Origin of the sequence: Rathayibacter sp. VKM Ac-2762, assembly GCF_009866585.1 — a bacterium.
GTDB lineage: Bacteria > Actinomycetota > Actinomycetes > Actinomycetales > Microbacteriaceae > Rathayibacter.
Map to the genome: position 1 here is coordinate 3,099,259 of NZ_CP047419.1, position 26,722 is coordinate 3,125,980.

Here is a 26,722-nt window from a genome sequence, read left to right on the forward strand (position 1 = left end):
CACTACCGTTGCACCATGGCGTCCACCGATACCCCCGATTCCGCCCCCGAAGCCGACACCGCTTCCGAGAGCGCCCCCACGCTCACCTTCTCCGACCTCGGTCTCTCCGACCCGGTCCTCAAGGCCCTCAAGGAGGTCGGCTACGAGACGCCCTCGGCCATCCAGGCCGCGACGATCCCGTCCCTCCTCTCCGGCCGCGACGTCCTCGGCGTCGCCCAGACCGGCACCGGCAAGACCGCGGCGTTCGCGCTGCCGATCCTCTCGCGCCTCGACGTCTCGCAGAAGACGCCGCAGGCCCTCGTGCTGGCCCCGACCCGCGAGCTCGCGCTGCAGGTGTGCGAGGCGTTCGAGCGCTACGCGTCCGGCCTCCGCGGCGTCCACGTCCTCCCCGTCTACGGCGGCCAGGGCTACGGCACCCAGCTCTCCGCGCTCCGCCGCGGCGTCCACGTCGTCGTCGGCACGCCCGGCCGCATCATGGACCACCTCGAGAAGGGCACCCTCGACCTCTCGCAGCTGAAGTTCCTGGTTCTCGACGAGGCCGACGAGATGCTCAAGATGGGCTTCGCGGAGGACGTCGAGACGATCCTCGCCGACACCCCCGTCGAGAAGCAGATCGCGCTGTTCTCGGCGACGATGCCCGCGCAGATCCGCCGCATCTCCGGCAAGTACCTGAAGGAGCCGGAGGAGATCACGGTCAAGAACAAGACCACGACCTCCGTCAACACCACCCAGCGCTACCTGATGGTGTCGTACCCGCAGAAGGTCGACGCCCTCACCCGCATCCTCGAGGTCGAGAACTTCGAGGGCATGATCGTGTTCGTCCGCACGAAGAGCGAGACGGAGACGCTGGCCGAGAAGCTGCGCGCCCGCGGCTACACCGCGGCGGCGATCAGCGGAGACGTGGCCCAGGCCCAGCGCGAGCGCACCGTCGAGCAGCTGAAGTCGGGCAAGCTCGACATCCTCGTCGCGACCGACGTCGCCGCCCGCGGCCTCGACGTCGAGCGCATCAGCCACGTCGTCAACTACGACATCCCGATCGACACCGAGTCGTACGTCCACCGCATCGGCCGCACCGGTCGCGCGGGGCGCAGCGGAGCGGCGATCAGCTTCGTCACGCCGCGCGAGCGCCGCCTCCTCGCCGCCATCGAGAAGGCCACCCGCCAGCCGCTGACCGAGATGCGGATGCCGAGCGTCGAGGACGTCAACGTCACCCGCCTCTCGCGCTTCGACGACGCGATCACCGCGGCGCTCGCCGACACCGAGCGCCTGCAGCGCTTCCGCGACATCATCGGCCACTACGTCGAGCACCACGACGTGGTCGAGTCGGACGTCGCCGCCGCGCTGGCCATCGTTGCGCAGGGCGAGGAGCCGCTGCTGCTCTCGCCCGACGACCCCCGCTTCGCCCGTCGCGAGCGCGAGGACCGCGACTCCCGGCCCGACCGGGGCGACCGCCCCGAGCGCGGCGACCGCTTCGACCGCGGCGGCGACCGGGGCGAGCGTCCCGAGCGCCGTCAGCGCCCGGCGAACAGCAACCTCGCCTCGTACCGGATCGAGGTCGGTCGCCGCCAGCGCGTCGAGCCCCGCCAGATCGTGGGCGCGCTCGCGAACGAGGGCGGCCTCAACCGGGGCGACTTCGGGCACATCGACATCCGCCCGGACTTCTCGATCGTGGAGCTGCCGGCCGACCTGCCCCAGGACGTGCTCGACCGCCTCGCCGACACCCGCATCAGCGGGCAGCTGATCGAGCTGAAGCCGGACCGCCGTCCGAGCCGCGCCGGCGCCGACCGCGGCGCACGCCCCAGCGGCCCGAGCCGCTCGAGCGAGCGCCCGGAGCGCAAGCCGCGCTACTGACGCCTCCGGCCCCGGCGGACGGGCCTCCACGAGACGCCACTCCGGTACAGCGGCCCTCGCGTGTCGCGTACCGGAGTGGCGTCCCGCTTTCGTGCGGGGCGGCCTCAGCGGCGCAGGACGCGCCGGGCCAGCACGTTGCCGAGCAGCTGCACCAGCTGCACGATCACGATGATCACGAGCACCGCGGCCCAGGTGACGACCGGCTCGAACTGCCGGTAGCCGTACTGGATCGCGAAGTTGCCGAGCCCGCCGGCGCCGATGTATCCGGCGACCGCCGACATGTCGATCACGGCGACGAACACGAACGTGTAGCCGAGGATCAGCGGACCGAGCGCCTCCGGCAGCAGCACCGTGCGGACGATCCGGAACCGGCTCGCTCCGACCGACCGTGCCGCCTCGATCACGCCGGGCTGCACGGTCAGCAGGTTCTGCTCCACGATCCGCCCGATGCCGAACGCGGCGCCGAGCGAGAGGGTGAAGACGATCGCGTCCGTGCCGATGCCGGAGCCGACCACCAGCCGGGCCAGTGGCTGGGCAGCGGCGATGAAGATGATGAACGGGATCGGCCGGAACACGTTCACGATCACGTTGAGCAGTCCGTGGACCACCCGGTTCGCGTAGAGGGCGCCGCCGCGGGTGAGCGCGAGGCCCAGCCCGATCAGCAGTCCGCCGAGCCCGCCGAAGAGGAGGCTCAGCGCGACGATGTAGAGCGTCTCGCCGGTCGCCTGGACGAGCTTGGGCAGGAGCGGGATCAGCTCGTTCATCGGGGCACCTCCGTGAGGGCGACGCGTCCGCCGAGGCGGGCGAGGAGGGGGTCGACGACGCCGTCCGGCGCGTCGAGGGCGACCGTGAGGTGGCCGAAGGCCCGTCCGCGGACGTCGGTGATGCCGCCGTAGACGAGCTCGAGCGGCACACCGGCGGCCGCGACCTCGGCGAAGACGTCGCCCTGGGAGGCGGAGTCGTCCGAGAACGAGAGCGTGACCAGCCGGCCGCGGTGGCGCGTACGCAGCACAGCCGCCTCCGCGGGTGAGGGCACCGAGCGGACGACCGTGGAGACGAAGCGGCGGGTGACCGGCTCGCGCGGGGCCGAGAACACGTCGAAGACGGGCCCGCGCTCCACGATGCGGCCCGACTCCATCACCGCGACCTTCGTCGCGAGCTGCTGGACCACGTCCATCTCGTGGGTGATCACGACGATGGTGACGCCCAGCTCCTCGTTGATGCGGCGGAGGAGGGCGAGCACCTCGCCGGTGGTGTCCGGGTCGAGCGCGCTGGTGGCCTCGTCGGCCAGCAGGATGCGCGGGGAGGCGGCGAGGGCGCGGGCGATGCCGACGCGCTGCTTCTGCCCGCCCGAGAGCTGCTCCGGGTGGCTGCGCGCCTTGTCGCTCAGGCCGACGAAGCGGAGCATCTCGTCGACGCGGGCGCGCTGCTCCGCCCGGGGGACGCCCGCGACCTGCAGCGGGTAGGCGACGTTCTGCCCCACGGTCTTCGAGCCGAACAGGTTGAACTGCTGGAAGATCATCCCGATCCCCAGGCGCAGCCGGCGCAGCTCGCGCTCGGGCAGGCCCACGGTCTCGCGGCCGTCGATCTCGATGCTGCCGCTGGTCGCGGGCTCCAGAGCGTTGACGAGGCGCGCGAGCGTGCTCTTGCCGGCGCCGGAGTAGCCGATCACGCCGTAGACGTCGCCCGCCTCGATCTCGAGGCTCACGCCGTCGACGGCCGCGGTCGGGGCGGCGCCGCGCCCTGCGCCGGGGTACACCTTGCGCACGTCGGTCATGCGGATGAGCGGCACGGGGCGCCCTTTCTGTTGCGGGGGAGGCGCGGGACCGCGCCGGAGGGGAGCTCCGCGAGCGGAGGACCCGACCGGCGCGGTGCCGCGGGTGCCGGAGTCAGGAGGCGGCGGAGATGTCGGTCTCGGCGGACTCGAGCGAGGTCTCCAGCTCGGAGGCGGGGGTCTTCAGGAAGACCGCGGTGCCGCCGGACTGCTCCGAGACGCCGTCGAGCACGTCCTGGCTGTCCTGGTAGATCGAGACGAGCTTCGTGTAGGTCTCGTTCTCGGCGTCGTCGGCCCGGGCGGCGAAGATGTTCGTGTAGAGCAGGGAGGCGGGGTCGCTCGGGTCGTCCTGGGCGATCGCGTCCGAGGCCTTCAGGCCCGCGTTCTCGATGAAGTCGTTGTTGATGATCGCGGCGGCCACGTCCGGGAGCGACGTCGGGGTGAGGGAGGCCTCGAGCGCGGTGACCTCCACCTTCGAGGAGGACTCGACGTCGTCGACGTTCGAGAGCACTCCGCCGCCGTCCTTCAGCTCGACGAGCCCGGCCGACTGCAGCACCAGCAGCGCGCGCGCCTGATTCGTCTCGTCGTTGGGGATCGCGACGGTGGAGCCGGCGGGGATGTCCGCGACGTCGTCGTACTGCGAGGAGTAGAGGCCGAGCGGGTAGATCGCGGTCGCGCCGATCGGCACGAGGTCGGCGTCGGCCGAGGTGTTGTACTGCGCCAGGTAGGCGATGTGCTGGAACTGGTTGAGGTCGATCTCGCCCTCGGTGAGGGCGGGGTTGGGCTGGTTGTAGTCGCTGAAGTCGACGATCTCGACGTCGATCCCGGCGTCGGCGGCGGCCTTCTCGTAGGTGGCCCAGTAGGGGTCGCTCGCGCCGACCACGCCGATGCGGACGGTGTCGTCGCCGCCGCCCGCGCCGGAGCAGCCGGAGAGGAGGAGGGCGGCGGAGGCGGCGATCGCGGAGGTCGCGAGGAGTCGGGTGCGCAGGGTCATGGCTGTGGGGATCCTTCCGTGGAGAGGATCCGGGCACTCGGCGCCGACCGGGCGGTGCTGGTCACCGCCGGCGCTGCGACCGGCCTCCGGTCGCTCGGCGCCGCGACTGCGCGGATCCCGGGGATCACCTTACGAAGGCGGCCGGACCCGCGCGGAACCCGCGCGTAACACGGCGACTCGGAGGCAGAGGAGGTGCCCGCTCACCGCCTGAGCGCGGCGTGGAGCGCGGCCAGCTCGAGAGCGCGCCGCGGCGCCGCTCAGCGCGGGATCGCGCTGTGACGGCTGCTCAGCGCCGCGACCGCGCCGCGCCGCACGCTCAGCTCGCGAGCGCGCCGTCCTCGCCCGCCGACGCCTCGTGCTTGGCGATCCGCTTCGCGATCGCGTCGCGCTCGGCCCGGAGCGACGCGATGGTCGGCTTGTCCAGGCGGGGGTCGGCCAGGTCGGCGAAGGGGCTCGCGGCGCCGGTGCGCGCGGACACGAGCGCGGCGTACGCCTTCGTCGCGGCGCGGAGCTCGGCTCCCGCCCGTTCGACCTTCCGCGGCTTCGACTCCTTGTCCGAGACGAGTCGGGCGTGCTTGTCGAGGGCGTCTACCAGCGCGCGATGCGCGGCGTCAATCTTCTTGCTCATAGGCGCATTATGGCGCAGGATCGGCGCACGGCGCCGAACGCGTTCCCGCACCCGCCCTCCGTCCCCCTCCGCGAGAGGCCGCTCGGGTACGCGACACGCAGGGGAGGCGTACCGGGGCGGCATCTCGCGGGGAGGGGTCGGGTCAGCGGGCGACCGGCGTGGAGACGGACGACGCGCCGGCGCTGGTGGCCACCGCGTCGAGGACGCGCTGCACGTCGAGGGCGTCGGCGAACGTGGGCGTGACCGCCGTGCCGCCGGCGATCGCCTCGACGAGATCGACGACCTGGTGCGTGAAGAGGTGCTCGTAGCCGATGCCGTGCCCGGTCGGCCACCAGGCCGCCATGTACGGGTGCGCCGGCTCGGTGACCTGGATGCGCCGGAAGCCCTGCGCCTCCTCGGGGTCGCGGGCGTCGTAGTACTCGAGCTCGTTCATCCGCTCGAAGTCGAACGCGATCGAGCCGAGCTCGCCGTTCACCTCGATCCGGTTGGCGTTGCGGCGGCCGGTCGCGACGCGGGTCGCCTCGAAGACGCCCAGGGCACCGCCCTCGAAGGAGGCGGTGAAGGCCGCGGCGTCGTCGACGGTCACGGCGCCGCGCGGGGCGTCGGCACCGGCGCGGCCGCCGAGGCCGACCTGCTCGCTGAGCACGGGGCGCTCGGTGGTGAAGGTGCGCAGCGTCGCCGAGACCGAGGTGATGCCGCGGCCGGTCAGCCACTGGGCGGTGTCGATGCTGTGCGCGCCGATGTCGCCGAGGGCGCCCGAGCCGGCGCGCTCCTTCTGCAGGCGCCAGGTCAGCGGCGCCTCGGAGTCGGACAGCCAGTCCTGCAGGTACTGGGCGCGCACGTGGCGGATGTCGCCGAGGCGGCCCTCCTCGATGAAGCGCTTCGCGAGGGCGAGGGCCGGGGTGCGACGGTAGCTGAAGCCGCACATCGCCACCTTCCCGGAGGCGGCGGCCGCGGCGACCATCCGCTCCGCCTCCTCGACGGAGTTGGCGAGGGGCTTCTCGCACAGCACGTGCTTGCCGGCCTCGAGGGCCGCGATGGCGATCTCGGCGTGGGTGTCGCCCGGGGTGCAGATGTCGACGAGGTCGATGTCGTCGCGGGCGATGACGGCCCGCCAGTCGGTGGAGGCCTCGCTCCAGCCCAGCCGCTCGGCGCGCTCCGCGGTCGAGTCGGGGTTGCTCCCCACGAGCACGGCGAGCTCGGGGCGGAGGGGGAGGGGGAAGAAGCGGGAGGCGGTGCGCCAGGCGTGCGAGTGGGTGCGGCCCATGAAGGCGGTCCCCACCATCGCGACGCGCAGGGCTCGGTCGTTCGACATCGTCGTCCTTTCGTCGGCCGTACGACCCTGCCACGGGTCGGGGCGCGGGCGCTACCGCGCTCGGCGAGGCCGCCTCCGGGGCGACGCGCCCGGGCTGCACGGACATGAGCACGTTCATAGGGTTCGGAGAGCGCTCTATCACGGACGGAATGTCTCAACAGCCGCCGTCAGATGTCGCGTAATCCCGCGGATCCCAGCCCTGACGCGGTAGCAGGAAGCCCTTGGGGCGACTGGGCGATCACTCGAACCGCCTTCGAATCGGTTCAGAACTTTTGCTTGACCCGCGACGTAAGTGGAAGTAGCTTCATCCGCATGGTCACCGCAGACCCCCGCAGCACTGCTGCACAGCCTCTTCCCCGCACCTCCGACGAGTCTCAGCAGCTGCTTCTGCAGATGCGCGGCATCGTGAAGGTCTTCCCCGGCGCCCGTGCTCTCGACGGCGTCGACCTCGATGTCCGACCCGGTGAGGTGCACTGCCTCCTCGGCCAGAACGGCGCCGGCAAGTCCACCCTCATCAAGACCCTCGCCGGGGCCCACCAGCCCACCGAGGGCGAGATCCTCGTCGACGGGAACGTCGTCACGATCCCGTCCCCGACGGCGGCCCTCGCCCTGGGCATCGCGACGATGTACCAGGAGCTCGACGTCGTCGACGGCCTCTCCGTCGCCGAGAACATCTTCCTCGGCCACGAGCTCTCCCGCGGCGGCTTCACCGCCCGGGCGAAGGCCACGAGGATCACCCGCGAGCTGATGGAGCGCCTCGGGCACTCCGAGATCTCGCCGAACCGCGAGGTCGGCACGCTCTCCGCCGCCGGCAAGCAGATCGTGCAGATGGCCCGTGCCCTCTCGCACGACGCGCGGGTCATCATCATGGACGAGCCCTCCGCGGTGCTCGACTCCGAGGAGGTGGAGAACCTCTTCCACGTGGTGCGCCAGCTCACCGCCTCCGGCGTCGCCATCGTCTACATCTCGCACCGCCTCGACGAGATCCGCGCCATCGGCGACCGGATCACCGTGATCAAGGACGGCGCGACCGTCGCGCAGAACCTCGCGGTCGCCGACACCCCCACCTCGAAGCTCATCACCCTGATGACCGGCCGCGCCGTCGAGTACGTCTTCCCGGACCGCCAGGAGCTCGACGTCGAGGCCGAGACGCTGCTGAAGGTCGAGAAGCTGGGCCTGCAGGGCTCCTTCTCGGACGTCTCCCTCGAGATCCGCGCCGGCGAGGTCGTCGGCCTCGCGGGGCTGGTCGGCTCCGGCCGCTCCGAGATCCTCGAGACCATCTACGGGGCGCGCCGCGCCAGCACCGGGACGGTCAGCGTGGCGGGCAAGCGCCTGCGCGCCGGATCCGTCACCTCGGCGGTCGACGCCGGCATCGGCCTCTGCCCGGAGGAGCGCAAGAGCCAGGGCCTGCTCCTGGACGAGCCGGTCTACCGCAACATCACCCTCTCGACCTTCGACCGCTTCGCCAAGCGCGGCTTCCTCGACGAGCGCTCCGAGCGCGCGGCGGCGGCCGAGCAGGCGGTCTCCCTCGACCTGCGGCCCTCCGGGGTCGACCGCGACGCCCGCACCCTCTCCGGAGGCAACCAGCAGAAGGCGCTCCTCGCCCGCTGGCTCGTGCGCGGCTGCCGCGTCCTGCTGCTCGACGAGCCGACCCGCGGGGTCGACGTCGGCGCACGGGCCGAGATCTACACCCTGATCAGGGACCTCGCGACCAACGGCGCCGCCGTGCTCGTGGTCTCCAGCGAGATCGGCGAGGTCCTCGGACTCTCCGACCGAGTGCTCGTGATCTCCGACGGCGCCGTGGTCCACGAGGGCCCGGCCGATTCGATCGACGAGCACCGCGTGCTCGATCTCGTCATGGAAGGAAGTGCAGCGTGAGCGGACAGCTCGACACCGCGTCGCCGTCGATCGGCGGTCCGCAGGAGGACGCCGCCCGTCACGCGTCGGCCGCGACGGGAGGCTCCTCCGGGGGCGTGCCCTCGAAGGACTCCCGCTCCGGGATCGCCCGCCTCATGCAGGGCTCCCTCGGCCGCAACGTCGGGCTGCTGCTCGCGCTGGTGATCCTCTGCATCGTCGGATTCGCGACCGCGGGGGAGCGCTTCGCCAGCGTCGACAACGTGCTCACGATCCTCCGCCTCGCCGCCGTCATCGGCGTGCTGAGCATCGGCATGACGTTCGTCATCACCTCCGGCGGCATCGACCTCTCGGTCGGCTCCGTGATGGGGCTCGCGACGGTCTGGGCGAGCACGGTCTCGACCCAGTACTACGCGGCCAACACCTCCTGGCTGGTGATCGTGCTCACCGCGGTCGTCGTCGGCCTCGTCTGCGGCCTCATCAACGGCGCGCTGATCGCCTACGGCCGGGTCGTCGCCTTCATGGCGACCCTGGCGATGCTCGTCGCCGCCCGCGGCTTCGCCGAGCTGATCTCGAACCGCCAGACGCAGGTCGTCACGGTCACGCCGTTCCTCGACTTCTTCCGCGCCGACGTGCTCGGCATCCCGGTGCTCGTGCTGATCTTCGTGGTCGTCGCCGTCGCCGGCTGGATCCTGCTCAACCGCACCACCTTCGGCCGCCGCACCATCGCGGTCGGCGGCAACCCGGAGGCGGCCCGCCTCGCCGGCATCAAGGTCCGCCGCCACACCATGTACGTCTACGGCCTCGCCGGGCTCACCGCCGGCATCGCCGCCGTCATGATGCTCGCCCGCACCACCGCCGGCAGCTCGACCAACGGCCTCCTCTACGAGCTCGACGCCATCGCGGCGGTCGTCGTCGGAGGCACGCTGCTGGCCGGCGGCCGCGGCACCATCGTCGGCACCGTGTTCGGCGTCCTCATCTTCACGACCCTGACCAACGTGTTCACGCAGAACAACATGTCGACCTCGACTCAGGCCGTCGCGAAGGGCGCGATCATCGTCGCCGCCGTCCTGCTGCAGCAGCGATTCGCCGCCCGCGGCAGGAAGTCCTGACCCCGGGGCTCCGGCCCCGCTCCTCCACACACAGCAACCCACCCGACCACTCAGGTCACCTCTCCGCAGGACACGTGTGCCCTCGGACCCCTCGGATCGATCGAAGGAGATCACTTCCATGCCCGCACGCCCCTTCACCCGCAGCCGCCTCTCCCGCACCGCCCGACTCGGCTCGGCCGGCGTCGCCTTCGGCGCCGTCGCGCTGATGCTCACCGGCTGCATCTCGAACGCCCCGGTCGAGACCGGCAACGCCGCCTCCGGCGGGACCGCCGCCGCCGTGGCCGCCTCGGACAACGACGCCTCCGGCGACAACGTCGTCATCGGCTTCACCGCTCCCGCCGCCGACCACGGCTGGATGGGCGCGGTCAGCCGCGCCGCCATCGCCGAGGCCGAGAAGTACGACGACGTGGAGCTCCGCACCGCGGAGGGCACCAACGACGTCAACCTCCAGATCAGCCAGGTCGAGACCTTCATCAACGACGGCGTCGACGCGATCGTGCTCCTGCCGATCGACGGAGCGGCGCTCACGCAGGTCGCCACCCAGGCGATGGAGGCGGGCATCACCGTCATCAACGTGGACCGCGAGTTCTCCAGCCCCTTCGCCGCCCGGTCGACCATCCTCGGCGACAACTACGGCATGGGCGTCAGCGCCGGCACCTACATCTGCGAGGAGCTCGGCGACAACCCCGACGCCGTCGTCGCCGAGATCGCCGGCATCGACTCCCTCCCGCTGACCCAGGAGCGCAGCCAGGGCTTCTCGGACGCGCTCGAGGGCTGCGGACTCGACGTGGACAACCGCGTCGCCGCCGACTTCACCGTCCAGGGCGGAGAGCAGGCCGCGGCCAACCTCCTCCAGGCCGCGCCGAAGATCGACGCCATCTGGAACCACGACGACGACCAGGGCGTCGGCGTCCTCGCGGCGATCGACACCGCCGGACGCGACGAGTTCCTCTTCGTCGGCGGCGCCGGCTCGGCCAACGTGATGCGCGCGATCGAGGCCGACGACTCCGTCGTCAAGGCCACGGTCGTCTACCCCTCGACCCAGGCCGCGGACGGCATCAAGCTCGCCCGCCTCGTCGAGCAGAACAAGTCGATGGCCGACACCAGCTCGCTCGGCGTCCCGCGCCAGATCCAGCTCTTCGCGCCGGTCGTCACCAAGGACAACGTCTCCGAGTACCTGCCCTCGGCCTTCGAGTCCTGATCGGCCCCACCAGCCCGGGTCGGCGCGGGAACCATCCCGCGCCGGCCCCCACCTCGGCGCCGCCCCGGGATCACTGACGACCCGCAGCGCAGCGCCACCGGCATCCGCGAGAGGAGGAGGAGTGCAAGACACCGGCCCCAGGGCCGGACAGGAGGAGACCGGATCCGCTCAGTCGTGCGGACAGCGACGGACCCGGCCTCTGCGATGAACACCTCATTGAAGGAATCACATCACGCATGAATGGTAAGCGATCCTCGAGAAGAAGCATCAGGCGTCTTCTCGCACTCGGCATCGCCGGGATGGTGACGGTCTCCGGACTCACCGCCCTCGGCCTGCCCGCCTCGGCCCACGACGGAGTGGACCACGGTTCCGAGGGCGGAGCATCCGCTCTCGACTGGAGCAACTACGAGAAGGTCCTGCTGACGAAGAACGTCGGCGAGCCCCTCGACCTGGCCGTCCTCCCGGACAAGTCGGTCCTCCACACCGCTCGGAACGGCGAGATCCGCCACACCGACCCCAAGACCGGCACCACCCGTGTCGTCAACACGATCCCCGTGTACCAGAACTCGGAGGACGGACTGCAGTCCGTCGGCATCGACCCCGACTTCGCCGAGAACAAGTGGGTCTACCTCGTCTACGCGCCCCCCGGGAACACCCCGACCGGCGCGGCCCCGAACATGCTGCCCGAGGGCGCGACCGACAGCTACTGGGACCAGTGGAAGGGCATCAACCGCCTCTCCCGGTTCAAGTGGACCGGCTCGGGCCTCGACCTCGCGAGCGAGCAGAAGATCATCGACATCGAGACCCAGCGCGGGCAGTGCTGCCACGTGGGTGCCGACTTCGACTGGGACGCCGACGGCAACCTGTACCTCTCCACCGGCGACAACACGCCGGCGAGCGCTCCGGGTGCCGCGGGCTTCGCGCCGAACAACGACGCGCCCCGCATGAACCCGGGCTTCGACTCGCGTCGCGGCGCCGGCAATACGAACGACCTCCGCGGCAAGATCCTCCGGATCACCGTGCAGGAGGACGGCTCGTACACGATCCCCGAGGGCAACCTCTTCCCGGTGGGAACCGAGAAGACCCGCCCCGAGATCTTCGTGATGGGCGTCCGCAACCCGTTCAAGATCGACGTCGACGCCGAGACGAACACCCTCTCCTGGGGCGACTACGGCCCCGACGCCACGAAGGCCGCTGCGGCCGACGGCGTCCGCGGCCCGATGGGCCTCGTCGAGTGGAACGCGACCGGACTGGACGAGCCGCACAACTCCGGCTGGCCCTACGTCCACGGACCCAACGCGCCGTACAACGAGTGGAACTTCGAGACGTCGACGCCCCGCGGTTTCTTCGACCCGGAGAACCTGAAGAACAACTCGCGCTGGAACACCGGCCTCGTCGACATCCCGGACGCCAAGGCGGCGACCGTCTACTACGGCGACAACCCCGGCGACCAGCCGTTCGACGAGCTCGTCAACTTCGGGACCAGCACCGGCCAGGGCCCCATGGGCGGACCGGTGTACCACTTCGACGCGGACAACACCTCGACGTCGAAGTTCCCGGAGTACTGGGACAAGAAGACCTTCTTCGGCGAGTTCTCGCAGGACTACATCGCGGCGTTCACGCTCGATGAGGACCGCGCGGTCACGCACATCGAGGACTTCCTCCCCAACGCGGCGCTCAGCCAGGCCGCGCAGCCGATCCACGACAACCCGATGGACATGGAGTTCGGCCCCGACGGGTCGATGTACGTGATCGAGTACGGCGACGGATTCTTCCGCGCCAACCCCGACGCGGGCCTGTACCGGATCGACTACGCCGAGGGCAACAAGGCGCCGCAGGCCCGCTTCACCGCGACCCCCCTGTCCGCCTCGCAGACCCCGCTCGAGGTCACGTTCGACGCCAAGGGATCGACCGACCCCGAGGGCGACGCGCTCACCTACGACTGGGACTTCGACGGCGACGGCACCTTCGACGCCACCGGAGTGACCGTCAAGAAGACCTACACCGAGCTCGGACAGTTCACGGCCCGTCTGCGCGTCACCGACGCCAAGGGCAAGTTCAGCCTGACCTCGCGGGTCATCTCGGTCGGCAACCAGGCGCCGCAGATCCAGATCCAGACGCCCGGCAACGGCTCGTTCTTCAGCTGGGGCGACGCGATCCCCTACCAGGTGACCGGCAAGGACGCTGAGGACGGCGACCAGATCGTCAGCAGCCGCGTGGGCTGGACCTACGGCCTCGGCCACGACGAGCACGCCCACCCCGAGGTCACCGGCACCGGTGCCAAGGGAGCGTTCCCGACGTCCAAGGACTCGCCCGAGCACGGCCCCGGCGCGCTGCTGTACGGCACCGTCGTCGTGACCTACACGGACGGCGGCTTCAACGGCCTGCCCCCGGCTGCGGCCGAGGCGACGCTGCGGCTGAACCCGAAGACGCAGGAGGCGGAGCACGCCGCCCGTGAGGGCGTCCTGCCCTACGCGGACACCACCGCCAGCGGCGGCAACGCCGTCAGCGGACTCGGTGCGGGATCCTTCCTGCGCTGGGACCCGGTGAACTTCGCCAACCTGACCGGCGTCGTGGTCCGCGCCACCGGTGAGGGCACCGTCGACCTCCGCTGGAACGCTGCCGACGCAGCGCCCTTCGGAACGGCGACCATCCCCGCGGGAGCCGGCTGGAAGGACGTCCTCGTCCCCTTCGGCACCAACGTCCCCCGCGGCACCGGCTCGCTCTACGTGACCTCGCCCAGCGGCCTGTCGCTCGACTCCCTCACCTTCCAGGGTGTCGGCGCCGGTGACAAGACGGCTCCGACCGTCGCGGCGACCCTCGACCCGGCAGCGCCTGCGGGCGTCGGCGGCGTCTACAACAAGCCCGTGACCCTCGGCCTCACCGCCACGGACAACGGAGCGCTCTCCACCGTCCAGTACTCCGCCGACAACGGCACGACGTGGACCACGGTCCGCGCCGTCAACGGCGCGTACACGGTCCCGTTCACCACGAACGGCGCCCGGACGATCCAGTACCGCGCCACCGACACCGGCGGCAACGTCTCGGCGGTCGGCACGGTGAAGTTCACGATCGACCTGGCCGCGGCGAACGCCCCGACCGCCGCGTCGACCACCACCGTGGCGCTCTCGGCTCCCCGCGTGACCTTCGGGGCACCGGGCGAGGCGACCGTCACGGTCACCGGTCAGGGTGGGAACCCCGGCGGAGAGGTCGTCCTCTACGAGGGCGCCACCGAGCTGGGCCGCGCGACGCTGAAGGACGGCAAGGCGACCTTCGCCCTGCCGAAGACCCTCGGCGCCGGCACCCACACCCTCCGTGCGGCGTACGGCTCGGACGCCACCTTCAAGGCCTCGGAGGGCACCGCCCGCCTGATCGTCTCGAAGGCCGCCTCGGAGCTCACCGCGACCGTCTCGCCCAACCCGGTCAAGCCGGGCGCCAGCGCGCAGGTCACGGTCGACGCGAAGTCCTCGACGGGTGTCGCCGGCACCGGTCAGGTGAGCGTGATGGTGAAGAGGAACCTCTCCACCGTCGCGATGCTCACCGGGACCCTCGACGAGAACGGGCACGTCGTGGTGACGCTCCCGAAGCTCGCGGCGGGCAGCTACAAGCTGACCGTCACCCACACCGCCACGGCGGACACCAACGCCGCGTCGGCGCTGCTGAACCTCACCGTCCAGCAGTAGCCCCCGCGCAGGGGCCGGCCGGCTCGACCGGGCCGGCCGGCCCCCCACCCCCTGCACCATCTGCCATTTCGAAGGAGAAATGATGCACCACCACCACGCATCCATCACGGCCAAGCCGATGAGCCGGCGCTCGCTGATGACGGCCCTGGCCGCATCGACCGTCGCGGTCGGCGTCGGAGCGGGAGCCCTCGCGGCACCCGCCACGGCCGCCCCCGCGCCCTCGTCCGGATCCACGCGCCTGGTCCCGATCAACCGCATCGGCATCCAGCTCTACAGCGTCCGCGACAAGGTCTCGTCGCTCGGCTTCCGGGCCGTCTTCGAGGAGCTCGGCCGCATCGGCTACAGCGAGATCGAGTTCGCCGGGTACACCCAGGGCAACGTCGGGGCGATCACCCCGCAGCAGATCCGCCAGCTGCTCGACGACAACGGCCTCCGCGCCGTCGGCTCGCACGTCGGCACCAACCTCCTCCGCTCGGAGCTGGGCAAGCAGATCGAGATCGCGCAGATCCTCGGCACGCCGCACCTCGGCACCGGCAACGCGCCCACCAACGTCAACACCAAGGCGGGCTACCTCGCCGCGGCGGAGGAGTGGAACAAGTGGGGCCAGCAGGTCTCGGCCGCGGGCATGAAGCTCTACCAGCACAACCACGCCGGTGAGTTCGGGTTCGCCACGGACGACCCCAAGACCCGCCTGTACGACCTCTTCTACGACAACACCGACCCGCGTCACGTGTACCTCGAGATGGACGTCTACTGGGCGTACGTCGGCAAGAAGCTCTACCCGGGCTTCGAGCCGCTCGACTACATCAAGCGCAACCCTCGCCGCTACCCGATCCTGCACCTCAAGGACGGCAAGACGAACAACGCCAACACCAACGGCTACGACATCGTCGAGTTCGGCGCGGGCAACCTGCCCTACCAGGCGTTCCTCTCGGAGCTGCGCGACCGCGGCCAGCGCTTCGGCGTCTGGGAGCAGGACACCGCTCCCACGCTGGCGACGCCGCCGAGCACGGGGAACTCCCTCGAGGCCGCTTCCCGCAGCTACTCCGCGATCGCTGCGCTCCGTGGCTGAGCGCACCCCGCGCCGCGCGCGCCGCACCGACAGCACCACCACCAGCACGACGCGCACGAGCGCACCGAGGAGAACCCCCATGAAGTGGAAGACGCCCACGGCGGTCCTCGCGGCCGCCTCCCTCGCGATGGTCGCCGCACCGTCCGCCTTCGCGGCGACGACGGACTGCACCACCGAGCTCGGGAACCAGACGATCACCGGAGATCTCAACGTCGGCGCGGGCCAGACCTGCGTGCTCGGCAACGTGACCGTCACCGGCAACGTCATCGTCGGCGACGACGCCTGGCTGGACGCCACCTCGGCGACCATCAGCGGCGACGTCATCGGCACCGACGCGTACGGCATCTCGATCGACGGCACCAGCGTCGGCGGAGACGTCGTGTCGTTCTCGGACGGCAGCCGCAACGGCTTCCTCTACCTGCGCGACCTCACGGTCGGCGGCATGGTCGAGGCCGGCGGGATCGACGTCGAGTTCAGCGACCTCTCGGTCGACGGCTCGGTCAGCACCGACGCGGCGAACTACGTCGACGTCGACCGCACCAGCATCGGCGGCGACGCCACCTTCGCCGGCAGCGACTTCGGCGTGAACGTGCAGGGCGCCATCGTCGGCGGCTCGCTCGCCGTCACCGGCTCCTCGCGCGGCGTCCTCCTGGGCGCGAACGAGGACGGCTCGGCCTCGGCCCTCGGCAACACGGTGGGCGGGAACCTCACGCTCTCGGGCAACTCCGGCAACGTCCAGCTCGCGGGCTCGACGGTCGGCGGGCGCATCGCGCTCGCCGACAACGCGCCGGCGGTCAACTTCGGCGCGGGCAACACCGCCGCCGGAGTCGACGGCACCTTCACGGGAACGGCGGCGGGCGCTGCGGCGGCCGGCGACCAGGCCGTGGCCGTCATCGTCCCCGAGGCCAACAAGGGCGAGCTGACCTGGACGCTCGAGGGCACCAGCAACCTGGTGAACCTCGGCGTCGCCGAGGAGCAGGGCGACCACTTCGCCGCCTCCGGTGAGCTCGTGCCGGTCCGCGTGACCGACACCCGCCTCAACGGCCCGGCCTGGTCGGTCACCGGCCAGCTGAGCGACTTCCGCTCCGGCGAGAAGACGTTCTCGGGCAAGCACCTCGGCTGGACCCCCGAGGTCCTGGAGAACACGGGCGGTGCCGTCGCCGGCGCAGCCGTCCCCTCCGGGTTCGACTCGGGCAACGGCCTCGCCACGCCCCGCGTCCTCGGCTCCGCCGCGGCGCAGCACCCGACCGGATCCTCGGTCCTGGGCGCCGACCTCGACCTGAAGCTCCCGCTCTCGGTCGGAACCGGCACCTACACCGCGACGCTGACGCTCACCGCGCTCGGCTAGCACCGGTGGGGCGGCCTCCGGGCCGCCCCACCCTCCCCCCGTCTCTCCGCGAGACGCGACTCCGGTACGCCCCGCTCGGCGAGCCGTGTACCGGAGCGGCGTCCCGCGGGAGGCATCCCCCTTGCAACGGAAGCCTGATCGATGTCGCTCATGCCACGCACCTCCCGCACCACCGCCGCCCTGCTGCTGATGACGCTCCTCGCAGCCGGCGGCCTCTCGGCTCAGGCGGGTGCCCAGGAGGCGGACCCCGCCTCCACGCCGGTCACCTGGGGTGTGCGCCCCGCCGACACCGAGCAGGGCAGCGAGCGGCCGAACTACGCGTACGCCCTCGATCCCGGCGGCCGCCTCAGCGACGCCCTGATCGTCTCCAACTACGACGACGAGGAGCAGACGTTCCGCGTCTACGGCTCCGACGGCTTCATCACCGAGGCCGGCCAGCTCGACCTGCTCCCCGCCGCGGAGCCCTCGACGCAGCTGGGCAGCTGGATCGCGTTCCCCGAGCCCGAGGTCACCGTGCCCGCCGGCGAGAGCGTGCAGGTCCCCTTCGAGGTCGTCGTCCCCGAGGACGTGACCCCGGGCGACTACGCCGCGGGCGTCGTCTCCTCGATCCTGGTGCAGGGCGAGACCGGAGTCTCGGTCGACCGGCGCCTGGGCTCGCGCATGTACCTCCGCGTCGGCGGCGAGCTCGCCCCGCGCCTGTCGATCGACGGCCTCGCCGTCTCGTACCAGGGCGGCTGGAACCCCTTCGCCCCCGGCTCCGCGACCGTCGACTACACCGTGACCAACGCGGGCAACACCCGTATCGCGCCGGGCGCCGAGATCAGCGTCGCCGGCCTCTTCGGCCTCGCGCCGGTGTCCGCGACCGACCCGGAGCCGCTGCCCGAGCTCCTCCCCGGAACCTCCGTCTCGCGCACCGTGACCGTCGCCGGAGTCTGGCCGCTCTTCGTCGCGACCGCCCGCGCCGCGCTCTCGGGCACCGTCGTCACCGCCGACCAGGCCGCGCAGGCCGATTCCGCCGTCGTCGTCCCCGACGTGCCGGTCGCCACCGCCGAGACCTCGGCCGCGGCCGTGCCGTGGAGCGCCGTGCTCCTCCTCGCCCTGCTCATCGGGCTCATCGTGCTGACCGTCGTCCGCCGCCGCCGCCGGGCCGCGGGGGAGCAGGCGCGCATCGACGCCGCCGTCGCCGCCGCTCTCGGCGCCCAGCCGGAGGACGCCGACCGCGCGGAGGTCCGCTCCTGACCGGGTGCGGCCGGCGCGGTCCGCGGGGATCGCGCCGGCGCGGCCCGCCGCCTCCGGGTGCGCGGCCGCCGCTCTAGCGGACCGCCCGCCCCTCGGCGCGCAGCTGCTCGAGGAAGCCGTCCACCACGGCGGGGCTGAGCAGGTGCCCGCGCAGCATCAGCGCGGCACCGCGCACGCCCCCGCTGCCGCCCAGCTCGGCGGTCACCACGTCGAGCCGCTGCGTCGCGAGGGGGAGGGAGCGCTCGTCGATCACCGAGCGCACGGCCGTCAGGATCTCCGGGCTGGCGAGGGCGACCGCGCCGCCCAGCACGATGACGGAGGGGTTCAGCAGGCTCACGCAGGTGGCCAGCACCTCGCCGAGCTGGAGTCCCGCGATCCGCGCCGCCTCGACGGCCTCGGGATCGCGCGCCTTCAGCAGGTCGATCAGCTCGCGCACCGACTGCACGTCGCGGCCCGCCCGGGCGAGCCCGGCGGCCAGAGCGGAGCCGCCCGCGACCGCCTCGAGGTCCCCCTCCTGACCGCCCGCCGCGGCCGGGGCCGTGCGCGGCACCTGGACGTGGCCGAGATCACCCGCGGAGCCGAGGGCTCCGCGCTGGAGCAGCCCGGACGAGACGATGCCCGCGCCGATGCCGGTGCCGACCTTCACGAACATCAGGTCGAGGGCGTGCGGGAACCGCGAGGCCCGCTCGCCGAGCGCCAGCAGGTTCACGTCGTTGTCGACGAGCACCGTGGTGTCGTAGCGCCGGCGCACGAAGGCGGGGATGTCGAAGCCGTCCCAGCCGGGCATGATCGGCGGGCGCACCGGGCGGCCGCTCGCGTGCTCCACCGGGCCGGGCACGCCGACCCCGATGCCCGCGAGGGCGGAGCGGTCGACGCCGGCCGCGGCGAGGATCCCGTCGCAGACGTCAAGCGCGTGCCCGAGCACCGCCACGGGGCCCTGCGCGATGTCGAGCTCCTCGCGGCGCTCGGCGATGATGCGGCCGTCGAAGTCGGTCAGCGCGATGGTCGAGTGCGCCGCGCCCAGGTCGATGGCCAGGAGCGAGCGGACGGCCGGGTCGAAGACGAGACGCGCGGACGGACGGCCGCCGGTCGACGGAGCGCGGTCGAGGTGCGCGATCAGTCCGAGCTCGAAGAACTGCTCCAGGCGCGTCATCACCGCGGTCCGCGCGAGGCCCGTCTCCTCGACCAGCTCGGCGCGGGTGCGCGGCCGACCGTCGGCGAACAGCCTCAGCATGTCGCCGGTCGCGGTACCCGCGCGCTCGGCCACGCTCAGCTCCTTCTCTCGGCCCGGAGAACGGGTTCGGGGGACAGCACACCTGAGGAAACCAGTCGACGCACGGTCGCGCAATCTCGGCGGGCCCTGCGTGCGGGTCCTGCGCAACACGGCCGGCCGGAGGCGCGACGCGCGCCCGGCCGCGGCCCCTCCCCACTCCGATCGCCCGGGTGCGCCCCGACGATCGCCGCTCAGCCAGCCCTTCCAGACAGGAGAGAACGATGACCTCGTCCGACACCACCACCACAGGCGCCCCCCGATCGAGCGGGCGCATCGGCCTCTGGCTGATCGGGGCCCGGGGCAGCGTCGCCACCACGGCCGCCGTGGGCCTGCACGCCATCGCCGCCGGAGCCGCGCCCAGCTCGGGGTGCGCCACCGCGACCCCCGCCTTCGAGGACGTCCCGCTCGCCGGGTTCGCCGACATCGTCATCGGCGGCCACGACGTCTCGCCGACCCCGCTGCTCGAGAAGGCCACGGGCCTCGCGGCCGGCGGCATGTTCCCGACCTCGGTCGTCGCCGAGGTGGCCGACCGGATCGACGCGACCGACGCCGAGATCCGCCTCGCCCCCTCCGACGCCGCGTCGCAGCAGGAGGAGATCGACCGCCGGGCCGCCGACATCGTCGCCTTCCGCGAGCGCCACGGCCTCGCCCGGGTCGTCGTGATCGACGTCGCCTCGACCGAGGTGCTGCCGGCCGACCGTCCCGAGTTCCACGACCTCGTCGCCCTGCGCGCCGCCCTGGCGCGTCCGGGCGAGCGCCTCCTGCCGCCGAGCTCGATCGCCGCCCTCTCGGCCGTCGTCGCGGGCGCGGCCTACGCCTGCTTCACTCCCTCGACCGCGCTGGCCCTGCCGGCCCTGGAGGAGTGGGCCGCCGAGGCCGGGATCCCGATCGCCGGCCAGGACGGCAAGACGGGGGAGACCCTGCTCCGCAGCGTGCTCGCGCCGATGTTCACGGCGCGCGGGATGCGCGTGCTCTCCTGGGCGGGGGCGAATCTCCTCGGCGGCGGCGACGGGCAGACCCTCGCCGACCCGGAGGCGGTGCGCTCGAAGCTCGTCTCGAAGAACCGCGGACTCCGCAGCCTCCTCGGCGACGACGTCGTCACTCCGCTCCACATCGACAACGTCCCGGACCTCGGCGACGTCAAGACCGCCTGGGACCACGTGCACGCCGAGGGCTTTCTCGGCTCGCGGATCACGGTGCAGACGATCTGGTCGGCGTACGACTCGGCACTCGCGGCGCCGCTGATCCTCGACCTCGCCCGCCTGCTGGCGCTCGCGGACGAGGCCGGCGTCTCGGGCCCCGTCGGCGAGCTCGGCTTCTTCTTCAAGGACCCGTGGGGCAGCGACGTGCACGGCTTCGCCGAGCAGACCGCGGAGCTGGTGGCCTGGTCCGCCCGCACCGGCGCGCTCGTCGCCGAGCGCCGCACCCCGGTGACGAGCGGGACGCGGAGCGATGGCTGAGCTGCGCGACTACCTCGAGCTCGTCCGCGCGAAGGCCGCGCTGACCGTGATCGGCGACACCGTCGCGGGCGGAGCGTGGGCGGGCCGCGGAGTGGGAGCGCGCACGGTCGCGCTCCCGCTGTCCTCGGCGCTGCTCTACTCGGCGGGCATGGCGCTCAACGACTATGCGGACGCCGAGCTCGACGCCCGGGAGCGGCCGGAGCGGCCGATCCCCTCGGGGCGCATCCGGCGCTCGGCGGCACTGGGCACGGCGGCCGCGCTGACCGCGGCGGGGATCGTCGTGGCGGCCGTCGTGGACGGGCGGCGCTCGCTCGCGCTCTCGCTGCCGCTCGCGGCCGGGATCTGGTCGTACGACCTGCTCGCGAAGCCGACTCCGCTGGGCCCGGTCGTGATGGCGGCCTGCCGCGGTCTCGACGTGCTGCTCGGCGCGGGCGTCGACGGCGTGCGCGCGGCGGCCCCCGCCTCCGCCGCCGTGGCCGCGCACACGCTCGGCGTCACCGTGCTCTCGCGCGGCGAGGTGCACGGCACCACTCCGGTCGCGGCGGGAGCGGTCTCGGCCGGCACCGCGGCGATCGCGCTGGTCCACCGCGGCCGGCGCTCTGGCCGAGCGCCGGGCCGCCCCTGCCGCGGTCGTCGCCGCGGGCCTCGGGCGCTGGCTCCTGCTCGTGCTCACCGCGCAGCTGCAGGCCGTGCGGACGCCGACGGCCGCGGCCGCGCGGACGGCCACCCGCGCGGGCATCACCGGGATGATCCCGCTGCAGGCCGCGCTCGCCGGTCTGAAGCGTCCCGAGCTGGGCGCGGCGCTGCTCGCGCTCGACGCGCTCGGCTCCCTCCTGCTCCGCCGCCCGCGGACGGCGGACATCACATGAGCGCCACCGGACCCGTCCTCGGCTACGGCACCAACGGCTTCGCCGATCACACCCTCGACGACGCGCTCACGGTGATCCACGCCGCGGGGTACCGCGCCGTCGCGCTCACCCTCGGGCACCCGCACCTCGATCCCTTCGCGGCCGACTGGCGCGAGCGGACGCTGGCGCTCCGGTCGCGGCTCGACGAGCTGGGCCTGCGCGTGGTCGTCGAGACGGGCGCGCGGTACCTGCTCGACCCGTTCGCGAAGCACCGCCCCACGCTGGTCGACGAGGAGGCCGGCCCCCGCGTCCGCTTCCTCGAGCGCGCGATCGAGATCGCCGCGCTGCTGGGCGCCGACGCCGTCTCCCTCTGGTCGGGGGTCGTGCCGGCGGGCGCCGATGCGGCCGCTGCCTGGCGGCTGCTCGTCGAGCGCATGCGCGGCGTCGTCGCGACGGCCGAGCGCCACGGCGTGCGGCTGGCCGTCGAGCCCGAGCCGGGGATGCTGGTGGAGACGGTCGCCGACGCGCTGCTGCTGCGCCGCGAGCTCGGCGACCCGGAGTCGGTCGGGCTGACGGTCGACCTCGGCCACTGCGTCGTGGTGGAGCCGGACGGCGTGGTCGGAGCCCTCCGCAGCGCCGGGGACCTGCTCCTGAACGTGCAGGTCGACGACATGCTCCCGGAGCGGCACGAGCACCTCGAGCTCGGCACCGGATCGCTCGACCTCGCGGCCGCCTTCGCGACCCTCGCCGAGATCGGCTACCGCGGGATCGCCGCCGTCGAGCTGCCCCGGCACTCGCACGACGCGCCCCGCCTGGCCGTGGCGAGCCTCGCGGCGATGGAGGAGGCGCTCGGCGGCGCCTCCTCGCACGCCGAGCACCCGTGGACCGCGGCCGCCCGCGCCGCCGTCCTCGAGCGCCCGTCGCGGATCGAGCGCTTCTTCCCCGCCGCGGGCCGCGAGGCCGGACGCGAGCCGCTCCGGCCCGCCGAGGACCCGCACGGCCTCGTCCACGGCACGCACGACGACGCGGCCCGCGCCGCCCTGGTGCAGGCCGCGGCGCTGGCGCTCGGCGACGACGACCTGGCCGCTCTCCTCCTCCGCCTCTACCGCGGCGGGGACGGCGCCGAGCGCCGCGGAGTTCTGGCCGGGCTGAACGCCCTCGGCGACCCGGGACCGGCGACGACCCTCGCCGGCCTCGAGCTGACCGCCGACGCCCTGCGCGCCAACGACACCCGGCTCGTCGCCGCGGCGATGGGCTCCTTCGCCCGCCGCCACCTCGACGCGCACGCCTGGCGGCACGGGGTGCTCAAGCTCGTCTTCCTCGGCGTCCCGCTCGCGGCGGTCGCCGGGCTGGAGGAGCGCAGCGACGCCGAGCTGCGCGCGATGGCCGGCCGCTTCGCGGACGAGCGCCGCGCGGCCGGGCGCCCGCTCCCGGACGATCTGGCGGTGCTCCTGCCGAGCTGACCGCCCCCGAACGCCGCCCCGACCGCGGGGCACCACCACCGATGAGAAAGGCGCGACGATGCGCATCTTCGACCCGCACATCCACATGACCTCCCGCACCACCGACGACTACCAGGCGATGTTCGACGCCGGCGTCCGCGCGGTCGTCGAACCCTCCTTCTGGCTCGGCCAGCCGCGCACGAACGTCGGCTCGTTCACGGACTACTTCGACGCCCTGATCGGCTGGGAGCGCTTCCGCGCCGCGCAGTTCGGCATCCGCCACCACTGCACCATCGGGCTCAACCCGAAGGAGGCGAACGACCCGCGCTGCCGGGCCGTCCTGCCCGAGCTCGACCGCTACCTCGCCAAGGACGGCGTCGTCGCCGTCGGTGAGACCGGCTACGACTCGCTCACCCCCGAGGAGGACCAGGTCTTCCGCCAGCAGCTCGAGCTCGCCGGCGAGCACGGCCTCCCCGCGATGGTGCACACCCCGCACCGCGACAAGGAGTCGGGCACCCGCCGCACCCTCGAGGTCGTCGCCGACTCGGGGCTCGAGCCCGGGCGGGTCCTCGTCGACCACCTCAACGAGGTCACCGTCGACGCGGTCCGCGACTCCGGCTGCTGGATGGGCTTCTCCATCTACCCCGACACGAAGATGGACGAGACCCGCCTGGTGACGCTGGTCGAGCGGATCGGGCTGGACCGCGTGCTGGTCAACTCCGCCGCCGACTGGGGCCGCTCCGACCCGCTCACGACCGCGAAGACCGGCCGCCTCCTCCTCGTCGCCGGCTTCAGCGCGGGCGACGTCGACCGGCTGCTCTGGCAGAACCCGGTCGAGTTCTACGGGCAGAGCGGACGCCTGGACCTCTCGCCCGTCGCGGGCTTCGACGTGCAGGAGTCGGCCGGCCGCACCTTCGAGGGCAACTCCGTGCTCCGGGGCGCCCCGCGCGTGGCGGAGGTCGTGTGATGCACCTCTCCTACTGCACCAACGTCCATCCCGCCGAGGACCTGGCCGGAGTCGTCCGCCAGCTCGACGTCTACGCCGGACCCGCGCGCGTGGCCGCCGGGCTCGCCCTGGTCGGAGTCGGCCTGTGGATCCCGCGCGACCTCGCGGCCCGCCTGGTCGCCAGCGCCGAGGACCGCGCCGTCCTCCGCGCGGCCCTGCAGCGCAACGGCCTGGAGGTGCGCACGCTCAACGCCTTCCCGTACGCCGCGTTCCACGCCGAGGTCGTGAAGCTCGACGTCTACCGCCCCGACTGGACCACGCCGGAGCGCCTGCAGTACACGATCGACTGCGCGCGGATCCTGGCCGACCTGCTGCCCGCCGGCGCCGACGGCAGCATCTCGACGCTGCCGCTGGGCTGGCGCGAGGGCTGGGGGCGGGAGCAGGACGAGGCCGCCTGCCGGAACCTCGCCCGGCTCGTCGAGGAGCTGCGCGACCTGCGCCGCTCCACCGGCCACGCGATCCGCCTGGCGATCGAGCCCGAGCCCGGCTGCATCCTCGACACCGTGGACGACGTCGTCGACTGGCTGCACCCGCGGATCGGAGTGGTCGACCCGGCGTACGTGGGCGTGTGCCTCGACACCTGCCACCTCGCCGTCTCCTTCGCCGACCCGGTCTCGGCCGTCCGCCGCATCCGCGACGCGGGCCTGCGCGTGGTCAAGGTGCAGGCCTCGGCCGCGCTCCACCTGGAGGACCCCTCGGGCCGCGACGCGCTCACCCCGTTCGTCGAGAAGCGCTACCTGCACCAGACCCGCGAGAACGGGATCGACGGCGTGCTCCGCGTCGACGACCTGCCCGAGGCGCTGGACACGCTCCCCGGCACCGGCCCGTGGCGCGTGCACTTCCACGTGCCGCTGCACCACCGGCCGGAGGCGCCGCTCTCGGCCACCACGGCCGTCCTGGCGGAGGCGGTCTCGGCGGTCGACGCCGCCTGGCCGTACGACGAGATCCACCTCGACGTCGAGACCTACACCTGGTCGGTGCTCGCCGACGCCCCGAGCGACCTCTCGACGGGCATCGGCGCCGAGCTCGCCTGGGCGGCCGCGCACCTGCTCACGCCCGCCTCCCGAGAGGCGCTGCTGGCGCCCCTCCTCCCGCAGGCGGCGGCGCTGTGAGGCCCGTGCTGCTGCTCGACGTGGTCGGGCTGACCTCGACGGCGCTCGCCGACATGCCCCGCCTCTCTCGGCTGGCCCGCGCGGGCGGGCGCCTGCCGCTGGACACGGTCCTGCCCGCGGTCACCTGCAGCGTGCAGTCGACCATGCTCACCGGCTCGATGCCCGCGCAGCACGGGATCGTCGGCAACGGCTGGTACTTCCGCGACCTCGGCGAGGTGCACCTGTGGCGCCAGCACAACCGCCTGGTCACGGGAGAGAAGGTCTGGGAGACCGCGCGCCGGCTGAGCGGGGAGCCGTACCGCGCGGCCAACATCGGCTGGTGGTACGCGATGGGGGCGACGACCGACGTCACCGTCACTCCGCGCCCGATCTACCACGCCGACGGCCGCAAGTCGCCGGACGCGTACGTGCGCCCGCCGGCGCTGCACGACGAGCTGGTCTCGCGCTTCGGCGCCTTCCCGCTGTTCCAGTACTGGGGGCCGACCGCGTCGCTCCGCTCGACCCAGTGGATGGTCGACGCGACCCGGCACGTGCTGGCGGGCGACGGCTCCGGCCCGCCCGAGCTGACCACGGCGTACCTGCCCCACCTCGACTACGACCTCCAGCGCTTCGGACCGGACTCGCCCGAGGCGCGCCGGGCCGCGTCGGAGCTCGACGTGGTGCTCGCTCCGCTGCTCGACGACGCGGAGGCTCTGGGCGCGTCGGTGATCGTGGTCGCCGAGTACGGGATCGCCGACGCCGACACTCCGGTCGACGTGAACCGGGCGCTCCGCCGCGAGGGCCTGCTCGAGGTCTACGTGCAGGACGGCCGCGAGCAGCTGGACCCGTGGACGTCGCGCGCGTTCGCCGTCGCCGACCACCAGGTCGCGCACGTCTACGTGCAGGACGCGGCGGACCTGCCGCGGGTGCGCTCGATCCTCGAGGGGCTCGACGGCGTCGACGAGGTGCTCGACCGGGAGGCGCAGGCCCGCTACGGCCTCGACCACGAGCGCTCGGGCGAGTTCGTCGTGGTCGCCCGGCCGGGGGCGTGGTTCACCTACTACTACTGGCTCGACGACGACCGCGCGCCCGACTTCGCCCGCGGCGTCGACATCCACCGCAAGCCCGGCTACGACCCGGCCGAGCTCTTCTTCGATCCGGCCGACCCGCTGGTGAAGGCGAAGGCGGCGGGCAACCTGGCCAAGAAGGCCCTGGGGCTGCGCTACGCGATGAACCTGGTGCCCCTGGACGCGTCGCTCGTGCGCGGCACGCACGGGAGGCTGCCGTCCTCGTCGGCGGACACCCCGCTCGTGCTGGCCTCGGACGCGGACCTGCTGCCGGCCGGAGCCGCGTCGCTCCCGGCCACCGCGGTTCGGGACCTGGTGCTCGCGGCGCACGGCCCGGCCCTCGCGAAGGAGGCGTCGGCGCTCGCGCGCTGAGGGAGGGGACGCCCGCGGCCTGCGCCCGTGTGCGGGCTGCCGGGCTCTGAGGGATCAGCCGGGGTCGCCGCGGACCTTGTGAGCTCAGGCGA

The 26,722-nt window shown here is 72.9% G+C and carries 19 protein-coding genes; 13 read left to right on the forward strand and 6 right to left on the reverse strand.

Annotation, left to right across the window (positions count from 1 at the left end):
• The first annotated feature begins 15 nt into the window (after positions 1–15).
• Positions 16–1,851, forward strand: a complete 1,836-nt coding sequence (locus GTU71_RS14560; protein ID WP_104237941.1) for a DEAD/DEAH box helicase — start codon at positions 16–18, stop codon at positions 1,849–1,851.
• A gap of 104 nt (positions 1,852–1,955) precedes the next feature.
• On the opposite strand, the gene GTU71_RS14565 is transcribed toward GTU71_RS14560, so the two are convergent.
• The 5 genes from GTU71_RS14565 to GTU71_RS14585 form a co-directional block, all read right to left on the reverse strand.
• Complete coding sequence (locus GTU71_RS14565) at positions 1,956–2,615, reverse strand: methionine ABC transporter permease (protein WP_104233527.1); 660 nt, start codon at positions 2,613–2,615, stop codon at positions 1,956–1,958.
• Positions 2,612–3,643, reverse strand: coding sequence for a methionine ABC transporter ATP-binding protein (locus GTU71_RS14570; protein ID WP_244230573.1), 1,032 nt, complete (start codon positions 3,641–3,643; stop codon positions 2,612–2,614). The genes GTU71_RS14565 and GTU71_RS14570 overlap by 4 nt, the downstream gene beginning before the upstream one ends.
• 97 nt (positions 3,644–3,740) lie before the next feature.
• Positions 3,741–4,619: a MetQ/NlpA family ABC transporter substrate-binding protein gene (locus tag GTU71_RS14575; protein WP_159940751.1), complete on the reverse strand. Its 879-nt coding sequence runs from the start codon at positions 4,617–4,619 to the stop codon at positions 3,741–3,743.
• A 316-nt stretch (positions 4,620–4,935) separates the two neighbouring features.
• Positions 4,936–5,247 (reverse strand): hypothetical protein, encoded by a 312-nt coding sequence (locus GTU71_RS14580; RefSeq protein WP_104233529.1) that lies wholly within the window; start codon positions 5,245–5,247, stop codon positions 4,936–4,938.
• A 142-nt stretch (positions 5,248–5,389) separates the two neighbouring features.
• Complete coding sequence (locus tag GTU71_RS14585; protein WP_104226598.1) at positions 5,390–6,562, reverse strand: Gfo/Idh/MocA family oxidoreductase; 1,173 nt, start codon at positions 6,560–6,562, stop codon at positions 5,390–5,392.
• Positions 6,563–6,955: 393 nt separating this feature from the next.
• Between GTU71_RS14585 and GTU71_RS14590 the strand changes: the two genes are divergently transcribed.
• From GTU71_RS14590 to GTU71_RS14620, 7 genes are all read left to right on the forward strand, one after another.
• Positions 6,956–8,440, forward strand: a complete 1,485-nt coding sequence (locus tag GTU71_RS14590) for a sugar ABC transporter ATP-binding protein (RefSeq protein ID WP_208543410.1) — start codon at positions 6,956–6,958, stop codon at positions 8,438–8,440.
• A gap of 134 nt (positions 8,441–8,574) precedes the next feature.
• Positions 8,575–9,528, forward strand: a complete 954-nt coding sequence (locus GTU71_RS14595) for an ABC transporter permease (protein ID WP_068256795.1) — start codon at positions 8,575–8,577, stop codon at positions 9,526–9,528.
• A 118-nt stretch (positions 9,529–9,646) separates the two neighbouring features.
• Complete coding sequence (locus GTU71_RS14600) at positions 9,647–10,729, forward strand: substrate-binding domain-containing protein (protein WP_104222461.1); 1,083 nt, start codon at positions 9,647–9,649, stop codon at positions 10,727–10,729.
• A gap of 299 nt (positions 10,730–11,028) precedes the next feature.
• Complete coding sequence (locus GTU71_RS14605) at positions 11,029–14,412, forward strand: PQQ-dependent sugar dehydrogenase (protein ID WP_104257858.1); 3,384 nt, start codon at positions 11,029–11,031, stop codon at positions 14,410–14,412.
• A 79-nt stretch (positions 14,413–14,491) separates the two neighbouring features.
• Positions 14,492–15,484, forward strand: coding sequence for a sugar phosphate isomerase/epimerase (locus GTU71_RS14610; RefSeq protein WP_244230574.1), 993 nt, complete (start codon positions 14,492–14,494; stop codon positions 15,482–15,484).
• A 79-nt stretch (positions 15,485–15,563) separates the two neighbouring features.
• Positions 15,564–16,832 (forward strand): hypothetical protein, encoded by a 1,269-nt coding sequence (locus GTU71_RS14615; RefSeq protein ID WP_159940753.1) that lies wholly within the window; start codon positions 15,564–15,566, stop codon positions 16,830–16,832.
• 150 nt (positions 16,833–16,982) lie between these two features.
• Positions 16,983–18,071 carry a hypothetical protein gene (locus GTU71_RS14620; protein ID WP_146081490.1) on the forward strand — a complete coding sequence of 363 codons (1,089 nt, stop codon included), beginning with the start codon at positions 16,983–16,985 and terminating at the stop codon, positions 18,069–18,071.
• A 73-nt stretch (positions 18,072–18,144) separates the two neighbouring features.
• On the opposite strand, the gene GTU71_RS14625 is transcribed toward GTU71_RS14620, so the two are convergent.
• On the reverse strand, positions 18,145–19,338 hold the full coding sequence (locus tag GTU71_RS14625; protein WP_244229502.1) for an ROK family protein: 1,194 nt from the start codon (positions 19,336–19,338) through the stop codon (positions 18,145–18,147).
• 227 nt (positions 19,339–19,565) lie between these two features.
• Between GTU71_RS14625 and GTU71_RS14630 the strand changes: the two genes are divergently transcribed.
• Genes GTU71_RS14630 through GTU71_RS14655 form a run of 5 tightly spaced genes read left to right on the forward strand, consistent with a single transcriptional unit; the run spans position 19,566 to position 26,630 of the window.
• Positions 19,566–20,804, forward strand: coding sequence for an inositol-3-phosphate synthase (locus tag GTU71_RS14630; protein ID WP_159940755.1), 1,239 nt, complete (start codon positions 19,566–19,568; stop codon positions 20,802–20,804).
• On the forward strand, positions 20,797–23,115 hold the full coding sequence (locus GTU71_RS16505; RefSeq protein WP_244230575.1) for an SCO3242 family prenyltransferase: 2,319 nt from the start codon (positions 20,797–20,799) through the stop codon (positions 23,113–23,115). The genes GTU71_RS14630 and GTU71_RS16505 overlap by 8 nt, the downstream gene beginning before the upstream one ends.
• A gap of 58 nt (positions 23,116–23,173) precedes the next feature.
• Positions 23,174–24,061, forward strand: coding sequence for a TatD family hydrolase (locus tag GTU71_RS14645; RefSeq protein WP_104222466.1), 888 nt, complete (start codon positions 23,174–23,176; stop codon positions 24,059–24,061).
• Positions 24,061–25,212, forward strand: coding sequence for a metabolite traffic protein EboE (gene eboE / locus GTU71_RS14650; protein WP_159941291.1), 1,152 nt, complete (start codon positions 24,061–24,063; stop codon positions 25,210–25,212). Before GTU71_RS14645 ends, eboE begins: the two co-directional genes overlap by 1 nt.
• Entirely contained in the window at positions 25,209–26,630 is a 1,422-nt protein-coding gene (locus GTU71_RS14655) for a nucleotide pyrophosphatase/phosphodiesterase family protein (protein ID WP_104267455.1), read from the forward strand. Before eboE ends, GTU71_RS14655 begins: the two co-directional genes overlap by 4 nt.
• Positions 26,631–26,722 lie beyond the last annotated feature (92 nt).